This window comes from Paracoccus fontiphilus, from assembly GCF_017356265.1.
GTDB lineage: Bacteria > Pseudomonadota > Alphaproteobacteria > Rhodobacterales > Rhodobacteraceae > Paracoccus > Paracoccus fontiphilus.
On sequence record NZ_JAFNAW010000065.1, the window covers coordinates 1 to 18,542 of the forward strand.

At 68.5% G+C, this 18,542-nt stretch carries 17 protein-coding genes; 8 read left to right on the plus strand and 9 right to left on the minus strand.

Annotation, left to right across the window (positions count from 1 at the left end; all coding sequences use genetic code 11):
* The 7 genes from nosZ to J0F76_RS16935 all read left to right on the plus strand — a co-directional run.
* On the plus strand, nucleotides 1–1,837 hold a 1,837-nt coding region (gene nosZ, locus J0F76_RS16905; RefSeq protein ID WP_207471261.1), incomplete at its 5' end, for a TAT-dependent nitrous-oxide reductase.
* Nucleotides 1,838–1,839: 2 nt separating this feature from the next.
* Nucleotides 1,840–3,168 (plus strand): nitrous oxide reductase family maturation protein NosD, encoded by a 1,329-nt coding sequence (locus tag J0F76_RS16910; protein WP_207471262.1) that lies wholly within the window; start codon nucleotides 1,840–1,842, stop codon nucleotides 3,166–3,168.
* The gene (locus J0F76_RS16915; RefSeq protein ID WP_207471263.1) at nucleotides 3,134–4,030 is read left to right on the plus strand and encodes an ABC transporter ATP-binding protein; all 897 of its coding nucleotides are present in this window, start codon (nucleotides 3,134–3,136) and stop codon (nucleotides 4,028–4,030) included. The genes J0F76_RS16910 and J0F76_RS16915 overlap by 35 nt, the downstream gene beginning before the upstream one ends.
* Nucleotides 4,027–4,848 (plus strand): ABC transporter permease, encoded by an 822-nt coding sequence (locus tag J0F76_RS16920; protein WP_207471264.1) that lies wholly within the window; start codon nucleotides 4,027–4,029, stop codon nucleotides 4,846–4,848. The genes J0F76_RS16915 and J0F76_RS16920 overlap by 4 nt, the downstream gene beginning before the upstream one ends.
* The gene (locus tag J0F76_RS16925) at nucleotides 4,845–5,417 is read left to right on the plus strand and encodes a nitrous oxide reductase accessory protein NosL (protein ID WP_207471265.1); all 573 of its coding nucleotides are present in this window, start codon (nucleotides 4,845–4,847) and stop codon (nucleotides 5,415–5,417) included. Before J0F76_RS16920 ends, J0F76_RS16925 begins: the two co-directional genes overlap by 4 nt.
* A gap of 3 nt (nucleotides 5,418–5,420) precedes the next feature.
* Nucleotides 5,421–6,326, plus strand: a complete 906-nt coding sequence (locus J0F76_RS16930; RefSeq protein WP_207471266.1) for an FAD:protein FMN transferase — start codon at nucleotides 5,421–5,423, stop codon at nucleotides 6,324–6,326.
* A 126-nt stretch (nucleotides 6,327–6,452) separates the two neighbouring features.
* Nucleotides 6,453–7,252, plus strand: a protein-coding gene (locus tag J0F76_RS16935; protein ID WP_207471267.1) for an IS5 family transposase whose coding sequence is annotated in 2 segments (ribosomal slippage) — nucleotides 6,453–6,786 and nucleotides 6,786–7,252 — 801 coding nt in all. Because the reading frame shifts where the segments join, the coding sequence is not laid out codon by codon here.
* A gap of 6 nt (nucleotides 7,253–7,258) precedes the next feature.
* Here the strand turns inward: J0F76_RS16935 and J0F76_RS16940 are convergent.
* From J0F76_RS16940 to J0F76_RS16980, 9 genes are all read right to left on the minus strand, one after another.
* Nucleotides 7,259–8,812, minus strand: a complete 1,554-nt coding sequence (locus J0F76_RS16940; RefSeq protein ID WP_207471269.1) for a cytochrome D1 domain-containing protein — start codon at nucleotides 8,810–8,812, stop codon at nucleotides 7,259–7,261.
* A complete protein-coding gene (gene nirJ / locus J0F76_RS16945; RefSeq protein WP_207471271.1) occupies nucleotides 8,787–10,007 on the minus strand; it encodes a heme d1 biosynthesis radical SAM protein NirJ in 1,221 nt (406 codons plus the stop codon). The genes J0F76_RS16940 and nirJ overlap by 26 nt, the downstream gene beginning before the upstream one ends.
* 11 nt (nucleotides 10,008–10,018) lie before the next feature.
* Nucleotides 10,019–10,516 carry a siroheme decarboxylase subunit beta gene (gene ahbB, locus J0F76_RS16950; RefSeq protein ID WP_207471273.1) on the minus strand — a complete coding sequence of 166 codons (498 nt, stop codon included), beginning with the start codon at nucleotides 10,514–10,516 and terminating at the stop codon, nucleotides 10,019–10,021.
* The gene (locus J0F76_RS16955) at nucleotides 10,513–10,995 is read right to left on the minus strand and encodes an Lrp/AsnC family transcriptional regulator (RefSeq protein ID WP_207471275.1); all 483 of its coding nucleotides are present in this window, start codon (nucleotides 10,993–10,995) and stop codon (nucleotides 10,513–10,515) included. The genes ahbB (J0F76_RS16950) and J0F76_RS16955 overlap by 4 nt, the downstream gene beginning before the upstream one ends.
* On the minus strand, nucleotides 10,992–11,972 hold the full coding sequence (gene ahbB, locus J0F76_RS16960) for a siroheme decarboxylase subunit beta (protein ID WP_207471277.1): 981 nt from the start codon (nucleotides 11,970–11,972) through the stop codon (nucleotides 10,992–10,994). Before ahbB (J0F76_RS16960) ends, J0F76_RS16955 begins: the two co-directional genes overlap by 4 nt.
* Nucleotides 11,969–13,123: a cytochrome D1 domain-containing protein gene (locus J0F76_RS16965; protein WP_207471279.1), complete on the minus strand. Its 1,155-nt coding sequence runs from the start codon at nucleotides 13,121–13,123 to the stop codon at nucleotides 11,969–11,971. The genes ahbB (J0F76_RS16960) and J0F76_RS16965 overlap by 4 nt, the downstream gene beginning before the upstream one ends.
* On the minus strand, nucleotides 13,120–13,440 hold the full coding sequence (locus tag J0F76_RS16970; protein WP_207471281.1) for a c-type cytochrome: 321 nt from the start codon (nucleotides 13,438–13,440) through the stop codon (nucleotides 13,120–13,122). The genes J0F76_RS16965 and J0F76_RS16970 overlap by 4 nt, the downstream gene beginning before the upstream one ends.
* Complete coding sequence (gene cobA, locus J0F76_RS16975) at nucleotides 13,433–14,218, minus strand: uroporphyrinogen-III C-methyltransferase (protein WP_207471282.1); 786 nt, start codon at nucleotides 14,216–14,218, stop codon at nucleotides 13,433–13,435. The genes J0F76_RS16970 and cobA overlap by 8 nt, the downstream gene beginning before the upstream one ends.
* A gap of 84 nt (nucleotides 14,219–14,302) precedes the next feature.
* Nucleotides 14,303–16,243, minus strand: coding sequence for a cytochrome D1 domain-containing protein (locus tag J0F76_RS16980; protein ID WP_278250446.1), 1,941 nt, complete (start codon nucleotides 16,241–16,243; stop codon nucleotides 14,303–14,305).
* 166 nt (nucleotides 16,244–16,409) lie between these two features.
* Here J0F76_RS16980 and J0F76_RS16985 point away from each other — a divergent pair.
* Nucleotides 16,410–18,542, plus strand: a 2,133-nt coding sequence (locus J0F76_RS16985) for a NosR/NirI family protein (RefSeq protein WP_207471283.1), incomplete at its 3' end; no start/stop codon positions are given.

Consider the following 18,542-nt stretch of genomic DNA (forward strand, 5'->3'; position numbering starts at 1 on the left):
GGGCGGTGCCGCGGGCCTGACCGCCGCCACCGCGGGCGCGGCACGGGCCGCCGAGGGCACGGGCGCCGTCGCGCCGGGCCAGCTTGACGCCTATTACGGCTTCTGGTCCTCGGGGCAGACGGGCGAGATGCGCATTCTGGGCATTCCCTCGATGCGGGAACTGATGCGAGTGCCGGTGTTCAACCGCTGCTCGGCCACCGGCTGGGGCCAGACGAATGAATCGCTGCGCATCTTCGAACGGTCGATGACCGACAAGACCAGGAAGATCCTGGCCGCCAATGGCAAGCGCATTCCCGACAACGGCGACCTGCACCACGTCCACATGTCCTTCACCGAGGGCAAGTACGACGGCCGCTACCTGTTCATGAACGACAAGGCCAACACCCGCGTGGCGCGCGTGCGCTGCGACGTGATGAAGGCCGATGCGATCCTGGAAGTGCCGAACGCCAAGAGCATCCACGGCCTGCGCCCGCAGAAATGGCCGCGGTCCAACTATGTCTTCTGCAACGGCGAGGACGAGGCGCCGCTGATCAACGACGGTTCCACGATGGAGGACGTGTCCACCTATGTGAACATCTTCACCGCCGTCGATGCGGACAAATGGGATGTGGCCTGGCAGGTGCAGGTGTCCGGCAACCTCGACAACTGCGACGCGGATTACGAAGGCAAGTGGGCCTTCTCGACCTCCTACAACTCGGAGATGGGCATGACCCTGGCCGAGATGACAGAGTCCGAGATGGACCACGTCGTCGTCTTCAACATCGCCGAGATCGAGAAGGCGGTGGCCGAGGGCCGGTTCGAGGAAATCAACGGCGTCAAGGTCCTGGACGGCCGCAAGGAAGCCAACAGCCAGTTTACCCGCTATATCCCCGTGGCCAACAACCCCCACGGCTGCAACATGGCGCCCGACAAGAAGCACCTGTGCATCGGCGGCAAGCTGTCGCCCACGGTGACCGTCCTTGACGTGACCAAGTTCGACGCGCTGTTCGCGGAAAACGCCGACCCGCGCAGCGCGGTCGTGGCGGAACCGGAACTGGGCCTCGGGCCCCTTCACACCGCCTTCGACGGGCGCGGCAATGCCTATACCTCGCTGTTCCTGGACAGCCAGGTCGTCAAGTGGAACATCGAAGACGCCATCCGCGCCTATTCCGGCGAACAGGTCGATCCGATCAAGGACAAGCTGGACGTGCAATACCAGCCGGGCCACCTGAAGATCGTCATGGGCGAGACGCTGGACGCCAAGAACGACTGGCTGGTCTGCCTGTGCAAGTTCTCGAAGGACCGCTTCCTGAACGTGGGACCGCTGAAGCCCGAAAACGACCAGCTGATCGACATCTCGGGCGACAAGATGGTTCTGGTCCATGACGGCCCGACCTTTGCCGAGCCCCATGACGCGATCGCGGTCGATCCGGCCATCCTGTCGGGCATCAAGTCGGTCTGGGACCGCAACGATCCCCTGTGGGCCGAGACCCGCAAGCAGGCCGAGGCGGACGGCGTCAACATCGACGACTGGGCCGATACGGTGATCCGCGACGGCAACAAGGTCCGCGTCTACATGACCAGCGTGGCGCCGAACTTCAGCCTCGAAAGCTTCTCGGTGAAGGAAGGCGACGAGGTGACGGTGGTCATCACCAACATGGACGAGATCGACGACCTGACCCACGGCTTCACCATGGGCAACCACAGCGTCGCGATGGAGATCGGGCCTCAACAGACCAGCTCCGTGACCTTCGTGGCGGGCGCGCCGGGCGTCTACTGGTATTACTGCCAGTGGTTCTGCCATGCCCTCCACATGGAGATGCGCGGCCGCATGTTCGTCGAACCGAAGGCCGCCTGACCATGCGCCGGCTTGCCCTTCTGCTTGGCCTGCTGACCGCCCTGCCTGCGCTTGCGGCAGAGCGCGAGGTCGCGCCCGGCCCGGGCAGGCTGGCGGCCGCCATCGCCGGGGCCGCCCCCGGCGATGTGCTGGTGCTGCAGGACGGGGCCTATCCCGGCCCCGTCACCATCGACAAGCCGCTGACGATCACCGGCCCGGAAGGGGCGGTGGTCGATGGCACGGGCCAGGGCAGCGTCGTCACCATCGACGCGCCCGACGTGCTGCTGCGCGGCTTCACCGTCACCGGATCGGGAACGAAAAACGAGGATCTGGACGCGGGCGTGAAGATCCTGAAGGGCGCCGACCGCGCGGTGATCGACCGGCTGGCGCTGACCGACAACATGCACGGCATCGACGTCCACGGCGGGCGCGATGCCCAGGTCACGGGCAACCGCATCACCGGGCGGCAGAACCGGCAGATGAACGAACGCGGCAACGGCATCTATGTCTGGAACAGCCCCGGCACGCTTCTGGACGGCAACACCATCCGCTACGGCCGCGACGGCATCTTTTCCAACGCCAGCGCCAGCAGCATCTATCGCAACAACGTCATGCGCGACCTGCGCTTTGCCGTGCACTTCATGTATACCCGCAACACCGAGGTGTCGGGCAACGTCAGCATCGGCAACCACCTGGGCTTCGCCATCATGTTTTCCGACCGGGCGAAGATCCTGAACAACCTCAGCCTGGGGGACCGCGAGCACGGGCTGATGCTGAACTATGCCAACAATGCCGACGTGACCGGGAACCTGATCCGGGGCGGCACCAAGAAATGCCTGTTCATCTACAACGCCCACAAGAACCTGATCTGGGACAACCGCTTCCAGAACTGCGGCATCGGCATCCATTTCACCGCAGGGTCCGAACGCAACGTCCTGACCGGGAACGCCTTTATCGCCAACCGCGAACAGGTGAAATATGTCGGCACCCGCTTCATGGAATGGAGCCACGAGGGCCGCGGCAACTTCTGGTCCGACCACCCGGCCTATGACCTGAACGGCGACGGCGTGGCGGACGGCAGCTATCGCCCGAACGACCTCATCGACCATATCCTGTGGTCGCAGCCCGCCGCCAGCCTGCTGACCGGATCGCCCGCCGTGCAGCTTGTCCGCTGGAGCCAGTCGAGCTTTCCCGCCACCCTGCCCGGCGGCGTCACCGACAGCCACCCGCTGATGCGGCCCCTGACCATCCCCGTCCCGCCCGAGATCGAGGCCTTCGAGGCCGAGGTTGCCGGCCGCTGGGCAAAAGGAAGTTACGATGACATCGACCCTGACGATATCGCATCTCACTAAGCGCTTCGGGGGCGTCGAGGCGCTGAGCGACGTATCCCTGTCGGTCGAACCCGGCCAGCGGGTGGCCCTGCTGGGCCATAACGGCGCGGGCAAATCGACGATGATGAAGATCATCCTGGGCCTGATCCCCTTCGATGGCGGCGCGGTCACGGTTTGCGGCGCAACGCCGGGTTCGGCTGCGGCCCGCGCGCAGGTGGCCTATCTGCCGGAAAACGCCGCCTTCCACCCGGCCCTGACGGGCGAGGAGCAGATCCGCCACTACCTGTCGTTGCGCGGCGAGCGGCCCGCGCAGGCTCTGGACCTGCTGGCCCGCGTCGGTCTGGAAGGTGCCGCGACACGGCGCATCGGCACCTATTCCAAGGGGATGCGGCAGCGCGTGGGCCTGGCGCAGGCCTTGATCGGCAAGCCGCGCCTGCTGGTCCTGGACGAGCCGACCTCGGGGCTTGATCCCGTGTCACGGCGCGATTTCTATGCGCTTCTGGACGACCTGGCGGCGGGCGGCACGGCGATCCTTCTGTCGTCCCATGCCCTGACCGAGGTGGAGGCGCGCACCGACCGCATCCTGATCCTGTCCAAGGGGCGCTTGATGGCGCAGGGCACCCTGTCCGACCTGCGCCGCGCCGCCGCCCTGCCGGTGGCGATCAGCGTGGCCCCGGCGTCGGGCCAGAAGGCCGCCCTAGCCGCAGCCCTGCCGATGGCGCGGGCCAATGGCGACGGCCGGCTGCACCTGGATATCGCCCAGGGCGACAAGCTGGCGATGCTGGCGCGCATCACCGGGCTGCCGCAGGTCGCGGATCTGGAGGTGATCCCGCCCAGTCTGGAAGACATCTATTCCCATTTCAGCAGAAGGGACGGGCAATGAACCGCATCCTGTCCACCGCCGGTGTCGAGTTCCGCATCGCGCTGCGCAACCGCTGGGTCGCCATCGCCGTGGCGCTGATGGTGGTCTTCGCACTGGTCCTGGCCGCTGCCGGGGCCGCGCCCACCGGCGACATCGGCGCCGACCGGCTGTCGGTGATCGTGGCCTCGCTGACCTCGCTGGCGGTCTATCTGGTGCCGCTGATCGCGCTTTTGATGAGCTTCGACGCCATCGCCGGAGAGGTCGAGCGCGGCACCCTGCCGCTGCTGCTGACCTATCCCGTCAGCCGGGCCGAGATCCTGGCGGGCAAGCTGCTGGCTCACCTGGCGATCCTGACGCTGGCGGTCGCGGCAGGTTATGGCGCGGCGGCGCTTGCCGCGTTCTGGATGGACCCGGCCTCGGCCGCCGGGCTGCCCGCGCTTCTGCGGCTGGTCGCAAGCTCGGTCCTGCTGGGGGCGACCTTCCTGGGGGCGGGCTATGGCCTGTCGGCCCTGGCGCGCAGACCCTCGGGCGCGGCGGGGCTGGCGGTTGGGCTGTGGCTGGGGGCTGTGGTGCTGTACGACCTGGTGCTGCTGGCCCTGGTCGTGTCGGACGGCGGCGGGGCGCTGACGACGCAGGCCCTGCCTGTCGCGCTGCTGGCGAACCCGGCCGACGCCTTCCGTCTGTTCAACCTGGCCGCCGCACAGGCCAGCGCCGCCGCCGGCGGCATGGGCGGCGCGGCGGCCGCCATTCCCCTGTGGCAATCGGCGCTGTCCGTCGCCCTGTGGCCCGTTGCGGCGCTGGCGCTTGCCATTGCCGCCTTCCGAAAGGTCTCGCCATGAACCGCGCCCTGATCCTGGCCCTCTGCCTGGGCCTTGCCGCCTGCCGCGAGGAGGTCGCGCAGGACACCACGCCCGTCGAACTGACCGCCGAGACGCTGGGCCATTTCTGCCAGATGAACCTGCTGGAACATCCCGGTCCCAAGGCCCAGGTGCATCTGGAGGGGATGCCCGGCACGCCCCTGTTCTTCAGCCAGGTCCGCGACGCCATCGCCTATGCGCGCCTGCCCGAACAAAGCCACCCGATCCTGGCCATCCAGGTCAACGACATGGGTGCCGCAGGCGCGACATGGGAGGTTCCGGGCCAGGGCAACTGGATCGACGCTGACGACGCCTTCTTCGTCCTGGGATCGGCACGAGAGGGCGGCATGGGCGCCCCCGAGGCGGTGCCTTTCGGGTCTGAGGACGCCGCAGGCGCCTTTGCCGCCCGGGAAGGGGGCACCGTCATGCGCCTGTCCCAGATCCCTGACGACCTGGTCCTGACGCCCGAGGATGCCGCACCGGCGGAAAGCGCCGACGACCCCGATTTCGAAGACCGCCTGCGCGCCCTGTCGCGCCCGGCCGAGGGATAAGCCATGACCCTGACACGCCGCCGTTTCCTGGCCATCTCGGCCGTCGCCGCCAGCCTGCCCGGCGCGCTGTCGGCCGCGCCTGCCCCCCGGCGCTGGGTCGGACAGGCGCTTGGCGCGCGCGCCTCGATCCGGCTGGACCACCCGGACGCCGAAGCCGTCACCGCCCGCTGCCTGGCCGAGATCGGCCGGCTGGAAGACATCCTGTCGCTCTATCACGCCGCCAGCGCCCTGTCGCGGCTGAACCGCACGGGCCGCCTGGACGCGCCGCCGTTCGAGCTGCTCGACTGCCTGTCGATAGCGGGCAGCGTCCATCGCGCCAGCGGCGGGCTGTTCGACGTCACGGTGCAGCCCTTGTGGGCGCTGTGGGCCGAGGCCGCCGTTCAGGGGCGCCGCCCCGCGCCCGGCGAACGCGATGCGGCGCTGTCGCGCACGGGCTGGGACCGGGTGTCGCTGTCATCCGAAGCCGTCACCTTGCAGCCAGGCATGGCCCTGACCCTGAACGGCATCGGCCAGGGCTATGTCGCCGACCGCGTGGCCGCGCTGCTGCAGGCCGAGGGGATGACCGACATCCTGATCGACACGGGCGAGATGCGCGCCCTGGGCGGCCGCCCCTGGCCGGTGCGCATCCCGCATGGCGGCGAGGTTCCCTTGTCGGCCCGCGCCCTGGCGACCTCGGCCCCGCGCGGGACCTGCTTCGATGCTCCGGGCCGGGACGGTCACATCCTTGATCCCCGCACCGGCGGCCCGGCCGTCTCGCCCTGGGCGGAAATCTCGATCTCGGCGCCAAGCGCGGCGCTTGCCGATGCCTTGTCCACGGCAGCCTGCCTGACGCGGGACCGGGCGGAACTGACCGCGCTGCTTGCCCGGTTTCCCGCAGCCCGCCTCGAGGGTGCGCGCCTGGCCGCCTGAGCGCGACCGACGCGAAAGGGCCTGCGGCGCGCCGCAGGCCCTTGCCCCTATCGTCCCCGGGCATTCCGGGGCGCGGTTCCCGCCTTAGAGCGTCTAACAAAACCGCTGCTCATGCGTTGAAGGACCATGAGCAAGCCCCTTGTACCTGATGATCTATGGGAGGCCATTGCGCCGCTTCTGCCAGAGGAGCGGCCGAAGCCGAAGGGCGGCCGCCCTCGATGCGGTGACCGGCTGGCCTTGGCCGGCATCATCTTTGTGCTCCGCTCCGGTATTCCCTGGGAGATGCTGCCGCGTGAGTTTGGCTGCTCCGGCATGACCTGCTGGCGCAGGCTGCGTGACTGGCAGACGGCTGGCGTTTGGACCACGCTCCATCGCGTGCTGCTTGAGCGGCTGTCAAACGCCGGGCATCTGGATTGGAGCCGAGCATCCCTCGACAGCGCCGCCGTTGCCGCGAAAAAGGGGGGGCCGAAACCGGCCCGAACCCGACGGATCGCGGCAAACCGGGCACGAAGCGCCATCTTGTGGTCGACCGGCAGGGCACCCCGCTCGGAGTGCGGCTGAGCCCGGCCAACCGGCACGACAGCATGATGCTGGCACCCACCTTGGATGCCGTGCCAGGTGTGCGCCACGGTCGTGGACGTCCGCGCAAGCGCCCTGGCAAGCTCCACGCCGACAAAGCCTATGACCATCACCGCTGCCGGAGCGAATGCCGAAAACGCGCCATCAAGCCCCGCATTGCCAGACGGCGCGTCGACAGCAGCGAAAGACTGGGCCGGCACCGCTGGGTCGTCGAGCGGACACTGGCATGGCTGAACCGCTTTCGCCGCCTCGCCATCCGGTATGAGCGGCGCGCCGACATCCATGAGGCCTTCGTGATCCTCGGCTGCGCTCTCATCTGCCTCAACCAGATCAGAAGGTTTTGTTAGGTGTTCTTAGTGGCTGGTGCCGTCCGAGAAGGTGATCTTGTTCCAGACGTTGTATTTGCCCGAGGGCTTGCGCATCGGCAGGCGCTTCACCTCCTCCAGCGTCCGGGCGTCATAGACGATCACGGCGCCGTCGTCTTCCCAGACCGAGACCAGGGCATACCTGCCGTCCCGCGTGAACTCGGTATGGGCGACGGTCTTGCCGGGGGCGGGGTTCAGCGTCTTGACGATCTCCAGCGTCTGCTTGTCGATGATGTGGACCTCGTCCTTGTGGGGGCCGAAGAACACGTCCGTCCAGACATGGGGCGAGGTTTCGTGGCTGCGCAGGAAGAAGCCCGGACCATGGGTCGGAATTTGCCGGACCAGCGACCAGTCCGTCATGTCGATGACCGACAGCACCCCTTCGTTCAGGTGCGGCGTCGCCATGACCTTGTGGCCGTTCCGGTCCCAGGTGATGCCCGATCCCAGATGCGGCATTCCGGGCAGGGGCAGTTCGGCCACCTTGCCGCCGCTGGTCAGGTTGATGACCACGCCCTTGGTGCCTTCGCGGTTGGTGCCGATCAGGTTCTTGTAGCCAGGGTCGAAGAAGAAGTCATCCAGCGGCTCCTCGACCGGGATGCGGCGGCGGGCGAACAGCCCTTCCTGCGCGCCGAAGGCTTCGGTCCCGTCCTTCTGGTAGGTGTGGACATATCCGTCGTGGAAGGGACCGGCCTGGGGATCGGTCGCGACCTCCCAGATCTCGGGGGCGTCCTTCAGGGCCAGGATGAAGCTTTGGCGTTCCGGTGCTTGGTAGACGGCGCTGACGCGGCTTGGCCTGCCGTCGCGGGCGGTCACGTCGATGACCTTTGCCGCCTCCAGCGTTTCGGTGGACAGGATCGTCAGCGTCTGCGGCAGGTAGTTGGCGACGGCCAGCCACTTGCCGTCATGGCTCATGGCGATGTTGCGGCTGTTGAGCCCCGCCCGGACGCGGCCCACCTCGCGCAGCGACCAGATGTCGTATTTCTGCACCCAGCCGTCGCGCGACATGATGAAGACGTAACGCCCGTCGGGCGAGAACTTCGGTCCCCCATGCACCGCAAAGGGCGTCGGGAAGCGGTCGAGCACCGTCAGCGTGTCGCCATCCAGCACGCTGACGTGATGATCGCCGGTTTCCACGACAAGGGTGATGTTCATGGGATCGGCGTCGAAGACCGGCGCGGCAGCGGGGCTGTAGTCCCCGGTCATGGCGCGGCTGGCGGCGATGTCGTCCGCCGTCCAGACGGGGCGTTCGGCAAGCGGCGCCTGAACGAAGGCCACCAGCTCGGCGATCTGGTCGCCCGTTAGCTGCTCCGCGAAGCCCGGCATCTGCGTCTGCGCGCGGCCGTGGGTGATGACCTGGTCGATCCCCCTGACCCGGCCCAGCGTTTCCGGGATCAGCGCGGGTCCGGTGCCGCCCAGCCGGTGATCGCCATGGCAGGCGGCGCAATGTGCCGAGAAATCCTGCGCGGCGTCGGCCAGTGCCGCCGCAGGGGCCAGCAGCAGGGCCGCGGCAAGCAGCCTAGAAGAAACGGTGCGCTGGATCATGGCTTTTCCCTCGGAACGGCGTGACGGCAAGGCGGTCGACATCATCGACCCCGATTTCGGCGTTGGACAGATAGCAGGCGGGGTCCTCGGCCCAGGGGTCGCCGGTCAGTTGCAGCGCCCGGATGCGGGTGTTCCCGCCGCACACGTCCTTGAAGGCGCAGGCGCCGCAGCGCCCCTTCAGCGGACGCGGCCGGGTTCGCAGGGTGGCCAGCATCGGGTTGTCGCCCGTCCACCACTGGCTGAACGGCTTTTCCTTGACCGAGCCGACCGTGTAGTCCGACCAGTAGGTGTCGGGATGGACCTTGCCCTGTGGGTCGATGTTGGCGACGCCGAGGCCGCTGGAATTGCCGCCCCAGGCGACCAGGTGGTCGCGCACATGGGCCACGGCCTCGGGGTGGAAGCGGCGTTCGGCCCAGCGCAGGAACCAGACCGCATCGGCGTCGTTGTTGCCGGTCACGATCTCCAGCGGGCGGCCCCTGGACAGCGCGTCCCAGCCGCGTTCGATCAGCAGGTCCATGGCGCGGCGGGTATGGTCGTGGTCCTGATCCTCGGCCCGGTGCTTGTCGCCGCGGCCCGCATAGACCAGGTGCGACAGATAGAACTTGTCCACGCCCTCGGCTTCGCACAGGTCCAGCATCGCCGGCAGGTGATGGGCGTTGTCGCGCGTGATGGTATAGCGCAGGCCCACCTTGACGCCGCGCGCCTTGCAGGCCCGCACCCCCGCCAGGGCGTTGTCGAAGGCGCCCTCGACCCCCCGGAACCAGTCGTTCGTGGCGCCGATCCCGTCCAGGCTGATGCCGACATAGTCGAAGCCAAGCGCCGCAACCCGGTCGGCCGCGCCCGGATCGCCCAGCATGGTGCCGTTGGTGGACAGCGACAGATGGCGGAAATCCAGGTCCCGCGCGCGCCGGGCCAGGTCCCAGAAGTCGAAGCGCGACAAGGGCTCGCCCCCTGACAGGATCAGCGCGGGAATGCGGAAGGCCGACAGATCCTCGAGAACGCCCATCGCCTGATCGTGGGTCAGTTCGCCCGGAAAGACATGGTCGCTGCTGACGGTATAGCAGTGGCGGCATTTCAGGTTGCAGGTCCGCGTCAGGTTCCAGATCACCACCGGCTTGACGGTGCCAGGCCGACCCCGACGGACGACCGGGGTCGGATGGATCAACTGGTGCATGTATTGGGTCAGGCGGAACATCGCGTTCCCTTTCAGTCTTCGCGCAGGCGCAGCCCGGTCTTTTTCAGGATACGCGTGGAATACAGGATGTCGGCGCCCCGGCAGGCATCGCCCAGGATCGCGGCGACCTGCGCGCGCTTCTCCTCGACCTCGGCCCGGCTTCCGCCGTGCAGCATGGCGAACAGGTTGTAGGGCCAAGCGGGCAGGGCGCGCGGACGCCGATAGCAATGGGTGACGAAGGGCAGCGCGCCGATCCGCGCGCCAAGGGCCGGGACGCGGTCGTCCGCCACGTCCCACACGCTCATCCCGTTGGCGGTCATGCCCAGGGCGTAATGGTTGGGCGCCACCGCGATGCGGCGGATGGCGCCACGGTCCTGCAGGGCGCCCAGGCGGGCGATCACCTCGGCCTCGGTCAGGCCCAAGTCCGCCGCGACCGCGGCATAGGGAGCCTCGACCAGCGGCAGGCCCGCCTGCGTCGCCTGCACGATGCGGCGGTCGACAAGATCAAGAACGGGGGCGTCCGGCGTCATGCCCGCACCCGGAACCCGATGAAATATTCTTCCAGCTTCGGAAACTGCATGACCCTCAATCCCGTCTCGTTCTCGATCGCGCGGGCGGTGCGGTCGATGCCATCCGGGGAATCGGTTGCCAGGACGAACCACATGTTCAGCGCGTGTGTGCGCTCATAATTATGCGCCACCTCGGGATGCGCATTGACTTGGGTCATGACGGCGTCGAATTGGTCCGGGGGAACCGCCATGGCGCAGAGGCAGAACGCCCCGCCCATTTCCGCCGCGTCGAAGAAGGGACCGAAGCGGGTGATCGCGCCGATGTCGCGTAGGCGGCCCAGCCGGGCGATCAGGTCCGCGCCGGTGATGCCCAGCGCCGCCCCGGCATCGTCATAGGGACGGGGGGTCAGTGGAAAGCCGTCCTGAAGGGCGTTGATGATGGCGCGGTCGGTTTCATCCAGGGCATCGGACGGCAGGACGGTGCGGAAGGGGCGGGTCATGCGGCCTCGATCAGCGCGCCGCGCTGCTTGAAACACCGGGTAGAGAACAGGATCTTGTGCGGCAGGCCCGCCAGGTCGGGCAGGGCGCGGGCGCAGTCCAGGACGGCAAGCGCCTCGGGGCGGGACCGGGCGTGGATCATGCAGAACAGCGGCCAGTCCCAGACCCCCGGCACCCTGCGCCGCTGATAGCACAGCGTCACGCCCGGCACCTGCGACAGCGCGCGGCCGGCGGCCTCGATGGCGTCGTCGGGCAGGTGCCAGACCACCATCGCATTGGCCGCCCAGCCAAGCGCGCGGTGCCGGACGATCACGCCGACGCGGGTGAGGATGCGGGCCTCGGCCAGCGATGCGATGCGGGCGATGACGTCGGCCTCGGTCCGGCCCAGCCGCCGCGCCAGGGCCGCGAAGGGGGCGGGGACCAGGTCCAGCCCCGCGGACAGGGCCTGCATCAGGGGCCGGTCGTCCGCGTGCAGCGCCGCCATGTCCGGCGCCCGGTCCGGACCCAGCGGCCGGCGCGGACCGCGCAGGCGAAAGCCGAGGTCGATGTTGAAGGGCCGCACCAGCGGCAGGGACAGCACGGCCAGGCCCGATGCCGCCTCGATCCGCGTCAGCGATGCGGCCAGATCATCGTCCGAGGGCGCGGTGGCGACGAACCACAGGTTCCAGCGGTCCTCGCGCAGGTAGGAATGGTTCACGCCCGGCTCGGCGCCGACGATGGCGGCGACCTCCTCGATGCGCGCGGGCGGGATCGCCAGCGCCGCCAGCGTCGAGGCGCCCGCCGTGTTCGGACGGCAGGTGGCGCCGACGCGGCTGATGCGCCCGCAGTCCTGCATCCGGGCCAGCCGCTCCAGAACGTCGCCCTCGGTCGTTCCGAGGATGTCGGCCATCGCGGCGAAAGGACGGGGAACCAGCGGCAGGTCTCGCTGGAAATCGTCGAGCAGCCGCGTGTTCAGGCAGTCGGGCGCGAGATCCCTCATAACCCCGTCCTGTGCGCGCGTGCGGTGAAGAAGATGCCCGAGGGCGCCCGGGCCGCGATCTCTCCGACCTTCCGGTAGGTGCGGGTGTCGTAGATCACGACCTTGTCGTCGTCGCGCGCGGACAGCCAGACCTCGCGGCCGCGGGGGGTGAATTCCATGTGCAGGATGCCCGCGCCGGGTTGCAGCGTCTGCTTGACCCCCTGCGTCATGCTGTCGATGACCTGCACGGTGCCGTTGTCGGGGGTGGCGAAGTTCACCCAAAGCTCGCGCCCGTCGGGGCGGGCCGTGACGAAGACCGGCTGGCCCGCCACGTCGGTGCGGCCGGTTTCCCGTCCGGTGGCGGCATCGGCCCACAGCACCTGGTGCAGGCCCACGGCGGGCAGGGCATAGGTGCTGCCCGCCAGCGTCCATCCCTGCAGATGCGGCATCTTGTAGACCGGCAGGTCGGCCTGGTTCTTGCCATAGTCCGGCAGGATGCGGCGCGGCTGCGGGGTTTCCTGCCACAGATCCAGCGTCGTCAGACCCTTTTCGCCGAACAGCCCGACGATGTAGGTCCGCCCGTCCGCCGTCATCAGCGCGTCATAGGGATTGGCCCCCACGCCGCCGACCCGCGTGATCCGGGGATCGGCGGGATCGGCCGAATGGTCCAGGACCCAGACCTCGCCCGTGTCCCAGGTCGCCACGGCGAAGCGCGAGCCCGGCACGTCGGCAAGGCCCACGGTCTTGGACCCCATGGGCACGTCGGCGACCTGTTCCAGCGTATCGGCGTCGAAGACCTTGACCCCGCCGGGTTCGTAGTTCGACACGGCGACCAGCCGCCCGTCGTCCGAGATGGCCCCGCCGATGGCGTTCCCGGCCTGCACGATGCGGGCCGTCAGCGCGCAGGTCAGGATGTCCACCTTCGACAGCCCTCCGTCGCGGCCGAAGACATAGGCGAAGCGTTCGTCGGGCGAGAAGGTCAGCGAGGCATGGGACAGATCCCCCAGACCCTCGACCCGGCACAGCGCCGCGCGGTCGGACTGGTCGACCACCAGGACCGAGCCGCTGGCCCGTTCGATCACCACGCCCAGATCGCCGGTGCCGCGCGGTTCCCCGGCGGTTGCGGCAAGCGGCAGGACAAGCGCGAGGGCGGTCAGGCAGGCCCGGATCATTGGGCTTTCTCCTTCTTCAGATAGTCGGCGATCCACAGCGCCTCGGCTTCGGTCAGCAGGGGCCGCCAAGGGGGCATCGCGGTGCCGGGAAGGCCGTCAAGGATGATCGCGGCCAGCGTTCGGGGATCGTGGGCCGACAGCGCCTCGGGCGTGATCGGACGGCCAAGGCCGCCCTTCATCGTCAGCCCGTGGCAGGAACCGCAGTCCTGGACCACCATGTGTTCCAGTTGCGCCTGCCGTTCGGGCGTGATGCCGGACGCCGCCGCCACCGGAGCCAGGGCAAGCAGGGCCGCGACGATCATCGCCGTGTCAGCCATTCCCGACGACCCGCAGCTGGGGTGCGCGCAGCTCGCGCGGCAGGGGCAGGGCGGCGGTGTCGTAAAGGCCGGCCACGCGGCCGATGATGAACAGCACCGGCGCCTCCATCGGCGCGCGCGCCAGGTCGGCACCGATCTGCGCCAGGGTCGAGGGCATCCGCACCTCTCGCGGGGTCGTGGCATGGGCAACGGCCAGGATCGGCAGATCGACCGGCATCCCGGCGGCAATCAGCCGCGCCGCGATCTCGGCCATGTTGGCGGCGCCCATGTAGACGACCAGCGTGGTGTCGGGATCGGCCAGGCTGTCCCAGGCCAGGTCCAGCACCGCGTCACGCGCCCGGTGTCCCGTGACATAGCGCACCCCGGTCGCAAGGCCGCGATGGGTCAGCGGAACCCCCGTCGAGGCCGAGACGCCCTGCGCGGCGGTGATGCCGGGCACGTAGGCATAGGAAATTCCCGCTGCGGCCAGTTCCTCGGCTTCCTCGCTGCCGCGTCCGAAGATCAGCGGGTCGCCGCCCTTAAGGCGGATCACCGTCTGGCCTTCCAGGGCCAGTTCGACCAGAAGGGCGTTGATGCGGTCCTGCGGGACCGAATGAAGGCCCGCGGCCTTGCCGACCGCGATGCGGCGGGCGGGGGCGGGGATCAGCGCCATGATCTCGGGGCTGACCAGGCGGTCATGGACCACGACCTCGGCCGCCTGCAGCAGCTTGGCCGCGCGGACCGTCAGAAGATCGGGGTCGCCCGGTCCCGCGCCGATCAGATAAACCTTGCCCGCCATGTCCGTGATCCCTTGCTTTCCAGGCTGGGGGTGATGCCGGGCGCGCGACCTGGCTGGCCGCGCGCCCCTTTCGCGTCAGGGCTATCAGTAGATGTCGCCCTGGGTGTTCTTGACGTTGAACTTGCCGGTGGGCGTCACGAGGCGCGGGTCCTTGATGACGTGCTTCAGTTCCAGCGTCTTGTCGTCCACCACGACGATGGCCGATTCCTGGTCCTTGCCGTTCCAGACCGAGAACCAGATCTCCGTGCCGTCCTTGTTGTATTCGCCCTGGACGACGCGCGGCTGGCCTTCGGTGATCCCGGCCCATTCGGTGATGGGCAGCGTGATGATTTCCGGGTCGGTGTCGTCGCCCTTCATCTGGTCGATCTTGAACACCGCGACCGAACCGGAAATCGACGGCTCGGGGTTCAGCGTCGCGTCCACATACAGGTGGTTCGACCCCGGATAGGTCTTCACGAACAGCGAGCCGCCGCCAAGCGCGGGGAAGCTGTCGACGATCTTCCAGGCATTGTCGGCGTGCCCTTCCGGGTCGGTGCCGATCAGCGCCACCGAATCGTCGCCCAGGTGCGAGGTCGCCCAGACCGGACCATAGGTCGGGTGGGTGAAGTTCGCGCCCCGGCCCGGATGCGGGGTCTCGCCGCCGGTGTCGGTGATCGCCTCAAGCTCTCCGTCCTTGGTGTCGATGACCACCAGCTTGCCGCGCGCGTTCGCCGCCGTGATGAAGTAGCGCTTGGTGCTGTCCAGCCCGCCGTCGTGCAGGAAGCGTTCGGCCTCGATCTCGGTGATCTTCAGGTTCTTCAGGTCGGTGTAATCGACCAGCTGGATCTTGCCGGTTTCCTTGATGTTGACCAGGAATTCGGGCCGGTAATGCGACGACAGGATCGCCGCCACACGCGGTTCGGGGTGATAGGTCTGCTCGTCATAGATGTTGCCGCGGGTGGAAACGATCTTCAGCGGTTCCAGCGTCTGGCCGTCCATGATGACGTATTGCGGGGGCCAGTAGGCGCCGGCGATGGCGTACTTGTCCTCCCACCCCTCCATCTTGGACGTCTCGACCGAACGTGCCTCGGCGCCGACCTTGATGGTGGCGACGATCGCCGGGTCTTCCATCCACAGGTCGATCATGTCCACCTTGGCGTCGCGGCCGATCACCAGCAGATAGCGGCCCGAGGCCGACATCCGGCTGATATGGACGGCATAGCCGGTGTCCAGCACCTTCTTGATCTCGTAGGTGCCGCCGTCGATCAGCGCGATCTGGCCCGCGTCGCGCAGCGTGACCGAGAACAGGTTCTCCAGATCCCAGTCGTTCTGCTTCTCGGTCGGGCGATCCTCGGGCTTGATCAGGACCTGCCAGGAATTCTTCATCTCGGGCATGCCCCATTCGGGCGGGCTTGCCGGGTCCTGAAGGACATAGCGGGTCATCAGGTCGACCTGGCGTTCGTCAAGCTGGCCCGAGGTTCCCCAGTTCGGCATCCCCGCGGGCGAGCCGTATTCGATGAAGGTCTTGAGGTAGTCATAGCCCAGTTCGCGCGTCAGGTCGGGCGTCAGCGGCTTGCCGGTCGCGCCCTTGCGCAGCACGCCGTGGCAGCCCGCGCAGCGTTCGAAATAGATCGTGTTGGCCTCGTCGAACTCGGCCTGGGTCATCGCGGGCACCCCCTCGGGGGCGCCGGGCACGGCGATCTGTTCCTGTCCCAGGGTGGTCAGGGACGGCTCGTACTGGTCCTGTGGCTTGGACGTGTGGTCCTGGACCTCGGATTTCGCGGTGGCCTGATCCTGGGTCGGAAGGGCGGCGCCTTCGGACCGGGGAAGTTCCTGCACCTCGGTTTCGGGCCCGGCCTTGGGTCCGGTGACCTGGTTCAGGTCCGCGTTGTTTTCGGCGGTAGGGTCGGGGGCCGTGGCTGCCGGGGGGTCAGCGGGGGCGGGGTCGGCGGTCTGCGCCGCCACGATGCCGGCGCTGAACACCAGGGCCAGGGCCGCAGACGCCAGAAGCGACATCCTGGCCGTTTGCGCTGGGAACTTCATCATTCTCTCCATCCTGCGGGTGAGGCAGGTCGACGTTAACGTTCCCGTGAGGCGCGTCCTTGACTTTGGTTAAGGCCGCCGGAAAGTCAGGACGTAAATTCGGCCAAGGAACGCCTGCTGCGGCGCTTCGCCGCGCTTGGCGGGCCGCATGGCGCAAACGGGACCGCTCATGAACCTGCCCGCCCCCTTTCGCCGTCTCTGCCGGGTCGCTGCCCTTCTGGCGCTTGCGGCCCTGACCCTGCAGGTGCCGGCGCCCGGCCTTGCCGCGCCCCGCGCCCTGACCGCGCCTGCCGAAGCGATCATCCCTGCCGCGCCCGATCCCGCCCTGGCCGCGACCCTGTTCCAGTTGCCTCCGGGCAGCGTGCCGCGCCTGACGCGGCAGGAAGCCCCCGTGCCGGGCTGGGTGGCCGAGGCGGATGGCCGCGTCCTGGGCCTTGTCGGATCGACATGGGAGCTTGCTGGGTCGACCGGCTATTCGGGCCAGCCGCTGGACGTGCTGGTGGCGGTCGCCCCCGACGGCAGGATCGCGGGCGCGCAACTGATGCGCCACGCGGAACCCGTGCTGACGCTGGGCATATCGGACGCCGACATCGCCGCCTATGTCGGCGGCTTCCGCGGCCATGACATGAACCGCCCTGCCGCAGAGTCGGGGGTGCCGGACGTCATCTCGCGCGCGACGGTCACGACGGGGGTGATCCGAGACGGCCTGTTGCGCAGCGCCCGCATCCTGGCGGGTGCCCAGGGCGACGGCGGCGTGATCGACCGCATCGCCTATTCCCCCGCCGACTGGGACACGCTGGTGGGAATGGGCGCCCTGTCCCACGCCCGCGTGACGATGGCCGAGGCCGCGGCCGCCCTGCCGACGGCCCGCCCGGCCATCGTCCCCTCGGAGGCCCCCTGGTTCGAGATGTGGGCAGGCGTCATCGACACCCCCACCGCCGGACGCAACCTGCTGGGGCAGGGGCAGTTGACCGAGGTGGCGGGCGACCTGCTGCCGGGCGAGGCGCTGCTGGGCCTTTTCTCGCGCGGGCTGCAATCCCATCGCGGCACGGAATACCGCCGCACCGGCGTCTTCGAGCGCGTCGTGATCGCGCAGGGGGAAACGCGGCTGTCGCCGGCGGCCGAGGCCTTTGCCTCGATCCCCCGGCTTGCCATCGAGGGCGCGCCGGACCTCAAGGAACGCAGCGTCTTCCGGTTCGACGCCGACCCCGCCACGGGGGGAATCGACCTGACCCGGCCCTTCCGCGTCACGGTGACCACGACACGCAGCGGCCCGGACGGGGTCCTGACGCTTCCCGTCTCGACCGAAATCGCGCTGCCTTCCGCGTTCCGCATCGCCGAAGCCGCGCCCGAGGTCCCGCTGTGGCAGCGGTTCTGGGTGGAAAAGCGCCCGCAGATCGCGGTTGTCGGCGCGATGCTTGCGGTGCTGGGCCTGGTGCTGTTCGGGCAGGAATGGCTTGTCCGCCGCCCATTGCTGTGGCGGCGCCTGCGGCTGGGCTATCTGGCCACGACGCTGGTGGTGCTGGGCTGGACCTTGGGCGCGCAGCTCTCGGTCGTGCAGGTCATTGCCTTCCTTCATGCGCTGCTGTTCGATTTCCGCTGGGAAACATTCCTGATCGCACCGCTGGTCTTCGTGCTGTGGTCGGCGGTGGCGCTGGGGATGCTTTTCTGGGGCAGGGGCGTCTTCTGCGGCTGGCTGTGCCCCTTCGGCGCGCTGCAGGAACTGACCAATGCCGCGGCCCAGCGGCTGGGCGTGCGGCAGATCGGCGTTCCCCAGGCGCTGCACGAACGGCTGTGGGTGATCAAGTACACGCTGTTCGTGGCCCTTGTGGCGCTGTCCTTCTATTCCATGGAACAGGCCCTGGTCATGGCCGAGGTCGAGCCCTTCAAGACCGCCATCAGCCTGCGCTTCATGCGGCCCTGGCCGTTCGTCCTGTTCGTGGCGGTCCTGATCGGCGCGGGGCTGTTCATCGAACGCTTCTATTGCCGCTATCTCTGCCCGCTTGGCGCCGGTCTGGCCCTGCCTGCCAAGCTGAAGATCTTCGACTGGCTGAAGCGCAGGCCGCAATGCGGCCGGGAATGCCGCCTGTGCGAAACGAAGTGCACCGTTGGCGCCATCGATCCCCTGGGCCGCATCAATGCCAACGAATGCGTGCTGTGCCTGCGGTGCCAGATCATCATGAACGACGATGCCACCTGTCCGGTCCTGAAGCGCCGCGCGCGCGGTGGGGGCGGGGGCGGGGCCACGGCGCCCGCGTCGCCGCCCGTTCCGCCGCCGCTTCATCCCGCGCAGGTTCCCGCA